At 56.5% G+C, this 13,505-nt stretch carries 12 protein-coding genes; 5 read left to right on the forward strand and 7 right to left on the reverse strand.

The window, feature by feature from the left end:
- Positions 1 to 126: 126 nt before the first annotated feature.
- Complete coding sequence (locus tag AAGA79_RS09850; protein WP_411825626.1) at positions 127 to 1,467, forward strand: dicarboxylate/amino acid:cation symporter; 1,341 nt, start codon at positions 127 to 129, stop codon at positions 1,465 to 1,467.
- A gap of 26 nt (positions 1,468 to 1,493) precedes the next feature.
- Here AAGA79_RS09850 and AAGA79_RS09855 read toward each other — a convergent pair whose 3' ends face one another.
- The 3 genes from AAGA79_RS09855 to AAGA79_RS09865 are packed head-to-tail and all read right to left on the reverse strand — an operon-like array spanning position 1,494 to position 3,768.
- The gene (locus tag AAGA79_RS09855) at positions 1,494 to 2,312 is read right to left on the reverse strand and encodes a bactofilin family protein (RefSeq protein ID WP_411825627.1); all 819 of its coding nucleotides are present in this window, start codon (positions 2,310 to 2,312) and stop codon (positions 1,494 to 1,496) included.
- Positions 2,313 to 2,350: 38 nt separating this feature from the next.
- The gene (locus AAGA79_RS09860; RefSeq protein WP_411825628.1) at positions 2,351 to 2,878 is read right to left on the reverse strand and encodes a bactofilin family protein; all 528 of its coding nucleotides are present in this window, start codon (positions 2,876 to 2,878) and stop codon (positions 2,351 to 2,353) included.
- A 50-nt stretch (positions 2,879 to 2,928) separates the two neighbouring features.
- Positions 2,929 to 3,768: a tetratricopeptide repeat protein gene (locus tag AAGA79_RS09865; RefSeq protein WP_411825629.1), complete on the reverse strand. Its 840-nt coding sequence runs from the start codon at positions 3,766 to 3,768 to the stop codon at positions 2,929 to 2,931.
- A 31-nt stretch (positions 3,769 to 3,799) separates the two neighbouring features.
- On the opposite strand from AAGA79_RS09865, the gene dnaE reads away from it, so the two are divergent.
- Both dnaE and AAGA79_RS09875 read left to right on the forward strand, forming a co-directional pair.
- The gene (gene dnaE, locus AAGA79_RS09870) at positions 3,800 to 7,375 is read left to right on the forward strand and encodes a DNA polymerase III subunit alpha (protein ID WP_411825630.1); all 3,576 of its coding nucleotides are present in this window, start codon (positions 3,800 to 3,802) and stop codon (positions 7,373 to 7,375) included.
- A gap of 115 nt (positions 7,376 to 7,490) precedes the next feature.
- Entirely contained in the window at positions 7,491 to 7,844 is a 354-nt protein-coding gene (locus AAGA79_RS09875) for a RidA family protein (protein WP_411825631.1), read from the forward strand.
- 88 nt (positions 7,845 to 7,932) lie between these two features.
- On the opposite strand, the gene AAGA79_RS09880 is transcribed toward AAGA79_RS09875, so the two are convergent.
- The 4 genes from AAGA79_RS09880 to AAGA79_RS09895 are packed head-to-tail and all read right to left on the reverse strand — an operon-like array spanning position 7,933 to position 11,349.
- Positions 7,933 to 8,205, reverse strand: coding sequence for an RNA recognition motif domain-containing protein (locus AAGA79_RS09880; protein ID WP_411825632.1), 273 nt, complete (start codon positions 8,203 to 8,205; stop codon positions 7,933 to 7,935).
- A 42-nt stretch (positions 8,206 to 8,247) separates the two neighbouring features.
- Positions 8,248 to 10,146: a DNA primase gene (gene dnaG / locus AAGA79_RS09885; RefSeq protein ID WP_411825633.1), complete on the reverse strand. Its 1,899-nt coding sequence runs from the start codon at positions 10,144 to 10,146 to the stop codon at positions 8,248 to 8,250.
- Between the two features lie 3 nt (positions 10,147 to 10,149).
- Positions 10,150 to 10,728, reverse strand: a complete 579-nt coding sequence (locus AAGA79_RS09890) for an SET domain-containing protein (RefSeq protein ID WP_411825634.1) — start codon at positions 10,726 to 10,728, stop codon at positions 10,150 to 10,152.
- Positions 10,729 to 10,740: 12 nt separating this feature from the next.
- Positions 10,741 to 11,349, reverse strand: coding sequence for a hypothetical protein (locus AAGA79_RS09895; RefSeq protein WP_411825635.1), 609 nt, complete (start codon positions 11,347 to 11,349; stop codon positions 10,741 to 10,743).
- Between the two features lie 148 nt (positions 11,350 to 11,497).
- Between AAGA79_RS09895 and hflK the strand changes: the two genes are divergently transcribed.
- Together hflK and hflC are read left to right on the forward strand one after the other, a co-directional pair.
- Positions 11,498 to 12,442, forward strand: coding sequence for an FtsH protease activity modulator HflK (gene hflK, locus AAGA79_RS09900; protein ID WP_411825636.1), 945 nt, complete (start codon positions 11,498 to 11,500; stop codon positions 12,440 to 12,442).
- A 38-nt stretch (positions 12,443 to 12,480) separates the two neighbouring features.
- Positions 12,481 to 13,491 (forward strand): protease modulator HflC, encoded by a 1,011-nt coding sequence (hflC, locus tag AAGA79_RS09905; protein WP_411825637.1) that lies wholly within the window; start codon positions 12,481 to 12,483, stop codon positions 13,489 to 13,491.
- The last annotated feature ends 14 nt before the right edge of the window (positions 13,492 to 13,505 follow it).

Raw genomic sequence — 13,505 nt, forward strand, 5'->3', positions numbered from 1 at the left:
AGCAGCGTAACTCCCTGATAACCCGACGGATAAAATTTTATTCACATACCTCGGTAGTTTAGCTTTCACGAAAATATTCAAAGCTAGCGCCTTTCCAAAGCCCGCAGAATCCGCTTGCTTGGGGGCATGAAGCGAATCGCAACCCATTGGCAAATCCTGATCGCCCTGGTTTTGGCCACAATCACCGCCCTGATCCTGCGCGGAATGTTCAATGGCACGGATGCGGACTCCAGCGCAGGCAGGTTTGTAACCGGCGCTCTGGCCACCTGCAGCTTCGTGGGCGACCTGTTCATGAGGGCGCTGAAAATGATCATCGTGCCGCTAATCGTGACGGCAGTGGTTTCCGGAATCACCGGTATGAAGGGAGTGCAGGGATTTGGCCGGCTAGGCTTGAAAACCGTTAGCTTCTACATGTGCTCCAGCTTCGCGGCAATCACTCTGGGCCTGGTGGTGGTGAACGTGATCCAGCCCGGCATGAGTGGCGGCGAGCCAAACGAAACAATCAAAGCCGCCTTCGCCCAGCAGGAGGCTTCCGCGAACGAGAGTGACCGCGGAAAGGTGGAGGAAGCGGGCAAGCGCGAGGGCAAGGATTTCCTCGGAATTTTTAAAGCGATGATCCCGGAAAACGTGGTCGATGCGGCAAGCAACAACGGGCAGATGCTCGGGGTGATCGTCTTCAGTATCCTGTTCGCGATCGCAGCCGCCCAGCTTCCCGGCGAGACCGGCGACAGTATCCGCGATTTCTTCGGAGCAGCGAACGAGGCGATGATCACCGTCACCAAATGGATCATGTCCATCGCGCCGATCGGTGTCTATGCGCTGATCCTGCCGGTGGTTTACGAGACCGGTGCGGAGCTGTTCACCCAGTTGGGAAAATACTTTTTCACGGTTCTGTTTGCCCTCGGGCTACACATGTTCGTGGTTTTGCCGCTGGCGCTGAAATTTATCGGAAAAGTCAGTCCCCTCGCCCATTTCAAGGCCATGCGTCCGGCGCTGCTACTGGCGTTCTCCACCGCATCTTCCTCCGCGACTTTGCCGGTGACCATGCGCGCGGTTCAGGAGAAGGCAGGTGTTTCCAAACGCGTCTCCAGCTTCACCCTGCCACTCGGAGCAACAGTCAACATGGATGGAACCGCGCTATATGAATGTGTGGCGGTGCTGTTTGTAGCGCAGGTGATGGGAATCCAGCTCGGGCTCGGGTCGCAGTTCTTCATCGTCGTCGCCGCGCTTCTGACAAGCGTCGGAGTCGCGGGCATTCCTTCCGCCAGTCTCGTGGCCATTCTGCTGATTCTTAAAAATTCCGGCATCCCGAATGCGGAAACGGCCGTAGTGGCTCTGCTCTCGGTGGACCGGCTTCTGGACATGAGCAGGACAGCCGTGAACATCTTCAGCGATTCCTGCGCCGCGGTAATCATCGGCCAAAGCGAAGGTGAGATCACCCCGCCGGAAGAACGCGCTGCAGCGTAGTCGGGTAGTCGCGAATCCGGTGCCCGTTACTGGGCACTCTTCGGCCGGACGACTTCCATCAGTCCGGTGTGTTTCGCCCCGGCCTTCACCACCAGGCCGCCGGCCTTGGCCAGGCCCTTCAGGTGAGCCTTCTTCTCGAGCGTGATGGTCCCGGTGCAGTTGAGCTGCCCGTGCACCTGCCCGTCGATGTAGGCTCTTTCAGCAAAGACATCCCCCTGGAAATCCACCACCGCTCCCCGCTCGACGCGGAGCCCACGGCATTTCACGTTCCCGAGGATTTTCCCGTGACTCCTGATCCGGAGGTCACCGGAACACTCCACCGATGCGGCGAGTGTCCCTAAAACTGTCAGGTGGTGGCACTGCACGTTCACCCCGACGATCGAGGCACCCTTTTGAATCACTACATCGCCGCGGGTCTGGATCCTTCTCCGCCATGCGTGGTCGATCTCGTAGGATTTCAGGCTGATATAGCCTCCGCATTTCCGGCATTGGCTGGAGTGCGCTTCCTTCACCGTCTCGAACGCAAAGTTGCAATGATAGCAACTCACGATGCGTTTCTCCGGAGTTCGGTCGAAAAGACCTCCGAGGAAACTTCTCTTCCCAGCTACCTTCGAGGCGGCTGACTTTTCAGCTGCGGCAGCTTTCGCTGAAAGGACCGGAAGAGTGCCGCCATTGGCAAGCCGTGTTCCTGGCTTGCTGCGCTTGACGGCTTTCCCGTCAACCACCTGCATGTGGTTCCTGCAAGTCCGGCATTCGGTGGAAACCACCATGGATGGCTCCTGCTGACTGGTCCCGCATTCGGGGCAAGTCAGCCTGATGTGGCCACGTTGTATTTCAACAGCCATAGCTTAACGGCTCACTGCTGAAAAAAGGGCTCAAGGAATTACTTGGCGGCTGCTGCTGGTTGTGCAGGAGAAGACGCACCTTGTGAAGGTGTGCCAACTGTGGACTTACCAACAAAGATCGCACCGGCTTCGATGATGATCGTCTTCGCTTTGATGTCGCCGATTACTTCCGCGCTGGATTTGAGCTCCACGCGGTCGGTTACAGTCATGTTACCGTGAACCTTACCGTAAACGATGACGGTTCCGGTTTTGATTTCAGCTTTGATGCGTGCGTTTTCACCAACGGTGAGATTGCCTGCCGATTGGATTTCACCTTCGATTTTACCATCAACGATCAGATCGTGCTGGAATTTGACGGTGCCTTTGATTTCCACATCAGAGGAGAGAACGTTGCGGGTATTGCCGGAAGGAGCGCTCGCGGAAGATGGAGGGCTCGCTGGACGCGGACTCGGGCTTGGATTATGAGAAGGCGCTGGTGCAGCTGACTGCGTTGAACGCTCTTCTACGTGCGATTGCGAAGACTTTTGAGACTCGCTTCCTTCTTGGCCGATGACTTTCTTGAACACGGTGGGAATTAAGGTTTAATTGATGATCCTGTCAAATGGATTCCGGATGATTATTCGGACGCAGGCGGGGTTTCCGAGCTTTCCTCCTCGAGCTCTTCAGGCTGTTCCGAACCGGCCTCAGAGGCTGAATTCAGGAGATTTTGAAGGTCTTCGGTTTCCGGGTTCATAGCTGCTCCGGAGTCATCCGCGGCATCTTCGCCGAACTTCACGTCAGGCACGGAAATCGGTGCTGAAACCTCTACCGGCGCCTTGGCGTTCAGGATCAGCTTTCTTCTGGCTGCCTGATCCGCGAAGGTGGTTCCGGAAAACTCCTGGCCGACCGCATCGTAGGCTTTCTCAGCGCCTGCCTTGTCCCCTTTTTCCATACGAATGTCCCCGAGGGAGATCCATGCGTATGGTGCCAGGAAGCGGGCTTGGTCATCTTCGGTGATTTCCTCGAAAAGTTCTGCGGCTTCATCGGTCTTGCCGAGGCCCCAGAGCTTGGCGGCCAGGCTTGATTGCGCGCTGGCTCTGCCCGGATGATCGGAACTACTGTCAACGAACGCACGCAGCGTCTTGATTGCCTCATCCTGCTCACCGTCTTCCCACTGTTTCTCGGCCAAAAGGATCTTCGCGCTGAATGCTGCGGCTGTGCCACCGTGCTCTGCGGAGATCTTCTCAAGATCGGAAGCATCCTCCGCCTGCACCAACATCGCACCGGCGGATTCCTCCGCACCTTGCTTGACACCATCAACCACCACGTAAGCGATCGCCGCAACCGCCAGAACGCCTGCTAGGATGATCAGCTTCATCTGATGCTTATCGAGGAAAACCTCCAAAGCCGGTGGTTCCTGGGAAATTTCGCCAAGCGGCGCTGATGTGGAAGTGGAAAGTGTATTCTCGTCAGACATATGAAAGGGCTTCGCCCGCAGGCGGGTCGACATGCAAGCCACCCCCGCCATCAAAATCAACAGCATTCTTCTCGCATTGCCGCTTTCCGCTGCTTTCTTCCATCGACAATTTCCTCTCCACCATCTGGAATCGCCTCGCTCAATGTCCGCTTCCTTCGTCCACCTACATCTCCACACCGCTTATTCACTCCTTGATGGCATGATCCGCACCAAGGAGCTTGCCGCCCGCGCCGCCGAGCTGGGCATGCCCGCCGTCGCCATGACAGATCACGGCAACCTCTACGGCACTATCGATTTCATCCAGGCCTGTGGAAGAAACGGAGTAAAACCCATCCTGGGCTGCGAGATCTATCTCGCCCCCTTCTCAGCCTCGGAGAAGAAGAAGGTCCTCAACCGCAAGAACGCCACCCACCTCACCCTTCTTGCGGAGACCAATGAAGGCTGGGAAAACCTCTCCAAGCTCACCTCCATCGGCCACCTCGAAGGAATGTATAACGGGAAACCACGCGTGGACCGTGAAATCCTCCGCGCACACTCCAAAGGCATCATCTGCCTCTCCGGCTGTATTTCCGGCCCTGTCAACGAATGGCTGCTAAAGGACGAGCAAGAAAAAGCACTCGAGGCACTCACCGAGCTCCGCGACATCTATGGACAAAACAATCTCTTCGTAGAACTGCACAACCATGGCTACGAGAAACAACTAAAAGTCCTCCCGGAGCTTATAAATTTAGCCAAACAACTGGACCTTCCGGTCGTCGCCGCAAACGACGTCCACTTTCTCCACCGCGCCGACCACGAAGCGCATGATGTGATGATCTGCATCGGCACCGGATCCATGGTCATCGATGAAAACCGCATGCGCTACACGCCCGAAGTCTATTTCAAGACCGCCGAGGAAATGCGCGAGATTTTCAAGGACCTCCCCGAAGCCTGCGATAACACCCTCGTCATCGCGGATCGCTGCAACGTCACGATCAAGCTCGATGCCACCTCCTCGGAGAAATACCCGCAATTCCCCACCCCGGACGGCTCCCCGCGGGAAGACTATCTGATGAAAATCTGCCAGGACGGCGTTCTCGACCGCTACGGTCCGGAGAAAGCCGCATCAGCTGAAGTCCAGGAACGCTTGAAATACGAGGTCGATACCATCAACTCTCTCGGCTTCGCCTCCTACTTCCTTATCACCGCTGACTTCATCCAGTGGGCGCGGGATCACGATATCCCGGTCGGCCCCGGCCGGGGATCAGCCGCGGGTTCCCTCGCCTCTTACGCGATGGGCATCACCAACATCTGTCCACTTCAGTTCGGTTTGCTTTTCGAACGATTCCTCAACCCGGAGCGTGTTTCCCCTCCCGATGTCGACATCGACTTCTGCCAATCCCGCCGTGTGGAAGTTATCCAATACGTCCGGGAGAAATACGGGGAAAAATCCGTTTCCCACATCATCACCTACGGCACCATGGGCGCGAAATCCGTTATCCGGGACGTTTCCCGCGTCATGGGCATCTCCTATGGTGAGGCGGATCGCATCTCGAAAATGATTGAGTCAAAACCCGGTGTAAAACTCCAGGGCGAGTGGGACTCAAAGGAAGAGCTGCGTGAACTCATCGAATCCTCCTCCACCTACAAGGAACTCTGGACTTACGCACTCCGTCTTGAGGGCATCAACCGAAACGTGGGTGTCCACGCAGCCGGAGTCGTGATCGGTGATCGACCGCTTGATGAGCACGTCCCCCTCACCCGCGGAAACGAGGGCGAGGTCGTTACCCAATACGACATGGGCGCCATCACCGAAGTAGGCCTCCTGAAAATGGATTTCCTCGGTCTGAAAAACCTTACCGTTATCCAGGACGCGGTGAACCACATCCGCAAACACATCCCGGATTTCGATATCGAGAAAGTCCCCCTCCACGATCAGCCCACCTTCGACATGCTCAACCGCGGCGAGACCATGGGAGTCTTCCAGCTGGAGTCCGGCGGAATGGTCGAGACCTGTAAGAAATACGAAATCCGTAGTATCGATGATATTATCGACCTTATCGCCGTTTACCGTCCCGGCGCGATGCAGTTCATCGATCAGATGCTTGACGTGAAGAAAGGCAAGAAAGCCATGTATGAGCACCCCTTGCTCGAGCAGATCTGCGGAAACACCTACGGCGTCATGATCTACCAGGAGCAGGTTCAGAACGCCGCCAAGGTTCTCGCCGGCTATACACTCGGCGGTGCCGACCTTCTACGCCGCGCCATGGGTAAGAAGGATGTCGAAAAAATGGCAAAAGAGCGCATCAAATTCATTGAAGGCGCAAAGAAGCACAACGACATCGGCGAAAAGCTGGCCAACACCATTTTCGACAAGATCAACGCCTTTGCCGGTTACGGTTTCAACAAATCCCACTCCGCCTGCTACGGCCATATATCCTACTGGACCGCCTACATGAAGGCGAACCACCCCGTCGAGTTCATGGCGGGCCTCCTTTCCAACGAGATCAACAACACCGATAAGATCACCGTCTTCGTCGCCGAGTGTCACCGAATGGGAATCGAGATACTCCCGCCAAACCTGAACAAATCCCTCCTCCGCTTCACCCCGGAGGAAATCACCGGCGGAGCCAAAGCCATCCGCTACGGACTAGCCGCTATCAAGAACGTCGGGGAAGCAGCCATGGCCACCGCCATCCGCGAGCGCACCGCCAATGGTGAATACAAAAATCTCGAAGACTTTTCCTCCCGCTTGGACTCGAAGGTCATTAACAAGCGTATCCTTGAAAATCTGGTAAAGGCAGGCGCACTGGACTGGACCGGCGAAAACCGCGCCACCATGTTTGTCCGTCTCGAGCAGGTCGTGGCCTCCGCCTCCTCCGCCCAGAAAGACAAAGCCGCCGGCCAATCATCGCTGTTTGATGCCATGGACTTCGCCCCGCCCGCTCCCACCAAGGACGCCCCCGCAGCCAATGCCATCGAGGAGTGGCCGAAGGATGATCGACTGAACCACGAGAAGGAACTGCTCGGTTTCTACGTCACCGGCCACCCGCTCGACAAATACCGGAACGTCCTAAACTCGGAGAAATACTACCGCATCGGTCTCATCGATGAAATCGAGCTGAACGATCCCCGCGGGCGCTATCCGATCGCCGGCATGGTTCGCTCCCTCGAAACACGAATGACGAAAGCGGGCAAACCGTTCGGCATCCTCACCGTAGAAGACTTCACAGGTTCCTGCGAAGTCATGCTCTGGAGCGAATCCTTTATCCCCGCGCGGGATTCCGGTATCATCGTCCCGGGCAATATCATCAAACTCAAAATCGGTATACAGATCGATGACCGCACCGGCGGCCGCCGACTCACCGGAGGCTCACTGAGCGAATTGAAGACCCGCAAGGTGAACGCAAACAAAGGCCCGCTTGAACTCCTCCTCTGGACCCACCGCCACAGCGAGAAGGACCTTGAGGAAATTCACTACCACCTCACCGGCCACCCCGGGCCTACCCCCGTCATCCTCCATTTCCAGAATTCCGCCGGGAAACGCCTCTCCCTCGAGCCAGCGGAGAAATACTCCGTCAAACGCTCCGAGCAGCTCCTCCATTCCCTGGATCGCTTCATGGAATAGAAAGGAGCGGCGAATTTCTTTCCCCGGGCACCCACACTATTTTCTCCATTCAAAATGGACCGCGAGCTTCATTCCGCATTCCCATCACAACCAGATCATCATTAAAGACTTACCCATGAGCATCCAACGCCAGGAAACAAAACAACGCATGAGCCGCATCGTCATCCACAACGACACGGTCTACCTGTGCGGGCAGGTCTGCAAGGACGCCACGAAAGGCATAGCCGAGCAAACCGAGACCATGCTTGAGAAAGTCGATGAACTTCTGCTTCAGTCAGGATCAGACCGCGAGCACATGCTCTCGGCAACCGTTTACGTGCGGGATATGAAGGATTTCGCAGCCATGAACGAAGTATGGGACGCTTGGGTGCCCGAAGGTCACGCACCCGCCCGGGCCTGCGTGGAAGCCCGCATGGCACGGCCCGAACTTCTGGTGGAGATCTCTGTAATCGCGGCGGTGAAGAAATAGCTCGGGAGCGGCAAATTTCTTTCGCCGGAATCTCCCAGCTTATCCTTATCGGGCGGAAATAATTCGCCCTTCTTTTGCTTCCAAGAACCTAAACGCCCTTCGATTTACCCTTGTGCACGGTGGAATGTGCGGCGCGTTTTACACGCATGGAGGTGCCTCCCATTTTCAGGCGATCCAGCTTTTTGATCGCGTTGTTCGCTTCGTCCAGCTTTGGCATATCCACAAAGCCGAAGCCTTTCGAGAGGCCCGTCTTGGGATCCATTACCAGAGAGCAGGCGGTTACTTTCCCGAAGTCTTCGAAGAGCTCCAGGAGTTCAGGCTCGGTAATTTGGCGGTCGAGGTTGCGGACGAGAATTTGCACGGATGTGAAATGATCTAAAATGCACGGAAATACTAGCCCGTATTATTTCTTCCATTTCGGAGTCCACTTTTTCTCCTGCTTGATGGTCTCCCGCGGCAGCTCGTCATCATACTGGGAGCGGCCGGTCCAGCGCAGCAATGCGGCGATTTCCTTTGCTTCCTCCAGCAATTCCGTCATGCGCGCAGGTGTGAGACCCGGCTCCTTCAAGGCGGACTTCACTGCGGCGTCCCGCCTCTGCAGGACGATTGCGGAGAGCATACCAAGCGATTGCTCCGCGGCCTGCAAGCCATCCGCCACGGCCTCATCGGTGGTGGCCATTTGGGCGTTGAGAGCCATTTGCTCGCCGGGCTTGAGCTCCGCCAGAAAGGTATTAACGGCCGCGCTGGAGGCGGCATCCGGCGCGGAGGCCAGGATTTTTTCCAAGAGGCCCACGCCTTCCACCCAGGCTTTCGCTTCGTGTAGGCTCTCGAACTGCTCCCCCAGGAAGTGCTGTGCCTGCGGGGAACTGAGCGCCAGCTGACAGAGAAAACCCACCGTGCGATCCAATGGAACCGGAACGATGATCTGCGGTGCGGACCGCTCATCTTCCCGCTGGTAGCTCGGGCGGCTGGCCTGGGTGGCTGCTCGTTTGATGGCTTTCCCTATCTCCTCCCGCAGGGTGGAAGAGGTCATTCCAAGAAGGGAGGACACCACATTGATCTGCTGGTCACGCGCGGAATGGTCATCCATCGCAGCCAGAAGATCCGTACATTCCCGGCCTATCTCCACGCGTCCCTCCGCACTTTCCATGCGGCCCCGGGAGCGGGCTGTCTCTATCTTGAAATCAAAGAAATCACGGGCCGTAGCCACCTTTTCGCGGAACGCATCAGTTCCGTGTTTTTTGAGGAATGTATCCGGATCATCCCCTTCCGGCATTTCCACGACTTTCACGGAAAGCCCCTCGGGCACTAACTCGCGGAAGGCCCGCTCGCAGGCCTTGATCCCGGCACTGTCCGCATCAAAGCAAAGCACAGCCGTTTTCGCATAGCGTTTGAGGATACGCGCATGCTGGGCGGTGAAGGCGGTGCCGAGCGGGGCGATGGCGTTTTCCACTCCTTGTTCGTGGCAGGCGATGGCATCGATTTGGCCCTCACAAAGGATCACCGTCTGCTCCTTGAGGATGGCTTTCTTCGCCCGATCCAAGGCAAAGAGCACATTGGATTTCTTGAAAATATCTGTCTCCGGGGAGTTGATGTATTTCCCCGTGCGGGGATCCTCCCGCAGCTGGCGGCCGCTGAAGGCGATGACATCGCCGATCTCGTTGCGGATCGGAAACATCAGCCGATCGCGGAATCTGACATAGAGTCCTGCGGAGGGACGCTGATCATCCTTTAGTCCGGCGAAGCCACAGGCAACGAGTTCCTTCCCCGTGTAATTCCGTTTCCGAACCCATGCCAAAAACGGCTGTGCGTTTTCCGGCATCCAGCCGATTTCCCAGCGCTCTGCCATCTCAGCTCCGAAGCCGCGGCTCTTGAGGTAGTCCCGCCCGTGTTTGCAGTCCGGATTCCTCATCAATTGCTGATGGAAGAACGCGGCGGCCTCGCGGTGGAGGTCCAGCATCCGGCCACGGGATTTCCGCGCGGCGCGGGCCCTTGGATCATCCGGCTCCTGCTCCAGGTGCACACCGGCCTTCGAGGCCAGTTTTTTCAGGGCATCCATGAACAGCAATCCCTCGTGCTCCATAACGAAACCGATGGCATTCCCGCTCTTCCCGCAGCCGAAGCAGTGGTAGAACTGCTTGCTGGGGCTGACGTTGAATGACGGAGTCTTTTCGTGGTGGAAGGGACAGTTTGCCTTGTATCCGGTGCCAGCCCGTTTCAGCGGAATATATGAGCCGATGAGGTCCACGATATCGGTGGATGCCAATACCTGCTCAATCGTTTCTTTCGGGATCAGGCCCACGGTCTAGCTGGCTTTTCCGGAAGATGTTTCGCCCGTGAGTTTTTCCTCAAGGGTATCCCACTGCTCGCGGCTGACGATGTAGCCCACGCAGGAATCCGTGCCGCACTTGCATGGATGATCCTCGAAGCACTCGACATCGAAGCCGTAGTCAAAAGTAAGTTCCTCCCCTCCCTTGATATCGCGGAGGGAGTGGATGAAAATTTTCTTCCCCGTCTGCCAGGCCTCGCAGTTCGGCTCGCAGGAGTGATTGATCAGGCGTGCGGTATTCCACGGCACGTTCCCATCGATATCGAATTTCTTGGTGAGATTGAAAATATAGACAGCGGCATCCCCCGTTTTTACGGAATGGGCGTGCTGGTCTACCCCGCGCTTGTCGCTCTCCTCCTTCTCGATGAGCTCGCCGACGTATTCAATGATCTTCGTCTCGTTCGGAATGTCCTGCGTGGCATAAACGCCGCGGCCGTGAATACCTGATCCACGGATCTCGCATAGCTCGCTCTGGCCGCGGTTCCACAGCGCGAGGAGCTTCTTGTGTAGCTCACGCTCGGTCATCTTTTTGGTCTTCTCTTCCGCTTTTGGCATGGGTGGAAAAAGTTACTTAATCTGCCGCTTTTCCAAAGGAGGAAGTGCAAGATCCACCGGCAAATTCACAAAAAGTGATCTGAGGTCATGCACGGTGACGGATGCTCCATCGATAAAGGTCCAGTCCAGCTTGTTCTTGTCCGCGATAGCCACCTGGAAACCCGTGCTCTCGATGAGGATGGGTTCGGGCTTACCGTCCACCATGGCCCGGAATTTCGTGGAAGTAGGCACCAGAACCAACCACTTCGTGTAGCGCATTTTCTCCACCTGTTGGCCGTTTTCCTGGACTACGGTCTTACCCATTCCCACCTCGTGAACCGTTGGCTGGCCGACGGGCGTGAACTCAATGATCGAGATCCCCTGCTGGAGCATCTGCTTCGCTACGCCCTGCAACTGGGCCTCTAGTTTTGCCATGCCGCCCATGCGAGCCGCAGTGCGCTCCTTCCACTGCGGATACATCTTATCCACGGCGGCGAGGTATTTTCCCATGACCACTTGTTTTCCGAGATCCGCCACCGCCTTAACGGCGGATGGAGCCACATCCGGGCCGGGTTTATCAACGAGGGCATCCTGACCCCATACAGCGGAGGTCAGTGCGAAACATAGAAACAAGAACTTCATGGATCTACCAATGCCCGCCGCCAAGGCACTCGTCAACCGCCCACTCACGTGAAACCACCTGTCCGGCGGAAAAGAATCCATCGACTTTCCTCGTAACCACTCCCGCATCCCCCTATACCCACTCCCGAATACCTCTCAAAGAATCATCATGGCAAAACCACTGAACATAAATTTCGCAATCATCCGTCTCGCGGGCTTGGCATTATTCGCCATCATCGCGGTCACCACCAGCTTCTACACCGTCTCCGCGGATGCGCAGGCAGTGATCCTCCGTTTCGGGAAACCGATCAAAACCACCGAGCCAGGCCTGCACGGTAAACTTCCCTTCGGCATCGATCAGGTCCGGATCGTGGAGGTAAAACGCCAGCTCAAACAGGAATTCGGGTTCGGCACCAATGATGCAACCAACCGCTGGCAATCATCGGGCGAAAACGAACAGCAACTGGAAAAATCCATGGTCACCGGTGATCTGAACTCCGCTCTCGTGGAATGGGTCGTGCAATACCGCATCGAGGATCCTGAGCAATATCTCTTCGCCGTCCGTGATCCTGATGCCACCCTCCGCCACCTTTCGGAAAGCGTCATGCGTGAGATCGTCGGCGATCGCACCGTGGACGAAGTCATCACCGTTGGCCGCCAGGATATCGAGTCCGTGGCCTCCGCCAAATTGCAGGAAGCCACAGCCGCCTACACCATGGGGCTGCGGATCGATCAGGTGCAGCTCAAGGACGTGAACCCGCCACGAGCCGTGCAATCCTCCTTCAACGCAGTAAACCAGGCGCAGCAAGACAAGGAAACCGCCATCAACGTCGCCAATGGTGAATATAACAAGGAAGTTCCCCGCGCCCGGGGCGAAGCGGACCGCATGATTTCCGCAGCGGAAGGCTACGCTGCAAAACGCGTGAACGAAGCAGAGGGCGACGTGGCCTCCTTCGAGGCACTATTGGTGGAATATTCCGCTGATCCGGAAATCACCCGCCGCCGTCTCTATCTCGAGACAATGTCCGAAATCCTCCCGAATATGGGCAAAACCATCATCATTGATGAGGAAACCAAAGGACTCCTCCCGATGCTAAACCTCAACGGCCAGTAAGCACGCAAAGCAACTGCAGCCCCTTATTATATTTTTATATGAAACGCTCTATCATACCTCTCTTCTTCATCGCGATCGCGGTGATCTTTTTCATTTTTTCCGTCTGTTCCTTTACCATCGCGCCTACGGAGCAGGTAATCCTCACCCAGTTCGGCGATCCGAAAGGCGATCCGATCACGGAACCGGGCCTCCATTTCAAAGCCCCGTTCATCACCGTCGTGAACCGCATTCCGAAAAACATCCTGCCATGGGATGGCCTGCGCAATGAGATGCCAACCAAAGACAAGCTCTACATCTCCGTCGATACTTTCGGCCGCTGGCGTATCACGGATCCATTGGAATACTTCCGCCGCCTGCGCAACGAGCGCTCCGCGAACTCCCGCCTGGAAGATATCCTCGGCTCCGAGACACGGAACACCATCGCGAAGCACAACCTTATCGAGATCATCCGCACGGACAAGGACCGCAAACCTATCAAGGACGAAGCCCTGGAAGAATTGACCGATGGCCAATCCAGCAACATCGGTGTGCTTCTGCCCATCCGCAAAGGTCGCTCCGCTTTGGAGAGCGAGATCATGGCCGCCGCAAAATCCAAGCTGGAGCCCTTCGGCATCGAGCTTCTGGACGTTCGCTTCAAACGAATCAATTACAACCAATCCGTGGTGACCAAGATCTACGAGCGTATGATTTCGGAAAGACAGCAGATCGCCTCGAAATTCCGCTCCGAAGGTGAAGGCCAGGCAGCCCGTATCCTCGGTGATAAGGAACGCGACCTGAACGGGATTTCCTCACAGGCCTACAAGGAAGTGCAGACCATCAAGGGTCAGGCGGACGCGAAAGCTTCCCAGATCTACGCCCGTGCATACGGCCAGAACCCGAAAGCCGCAGAGCTCTACGAGTTCATCAAAACCATGGAAATGTATCGGAACACCATTGGCAAACAAACCTCGCTGGTGCTTTCCACCGATTCCGATCTCTTCAAGTTCATGAAATCTTCGGATGCTCCTGCACTAGAGAAGCCGGAGCCGGCCACATTCGGACCCCAGTAGCAGAAACAGGTTAG

The organism is Luteolibacter sp. AS25, from assembly GCF_046736275.1.
Taxonomy (GTDB): domain Bacteria; phylum Verrucomicrobiota; class Verrucomicrobiia; order Verrucomicrobiales; family Akkermansiaceae; genus Luteolibacter.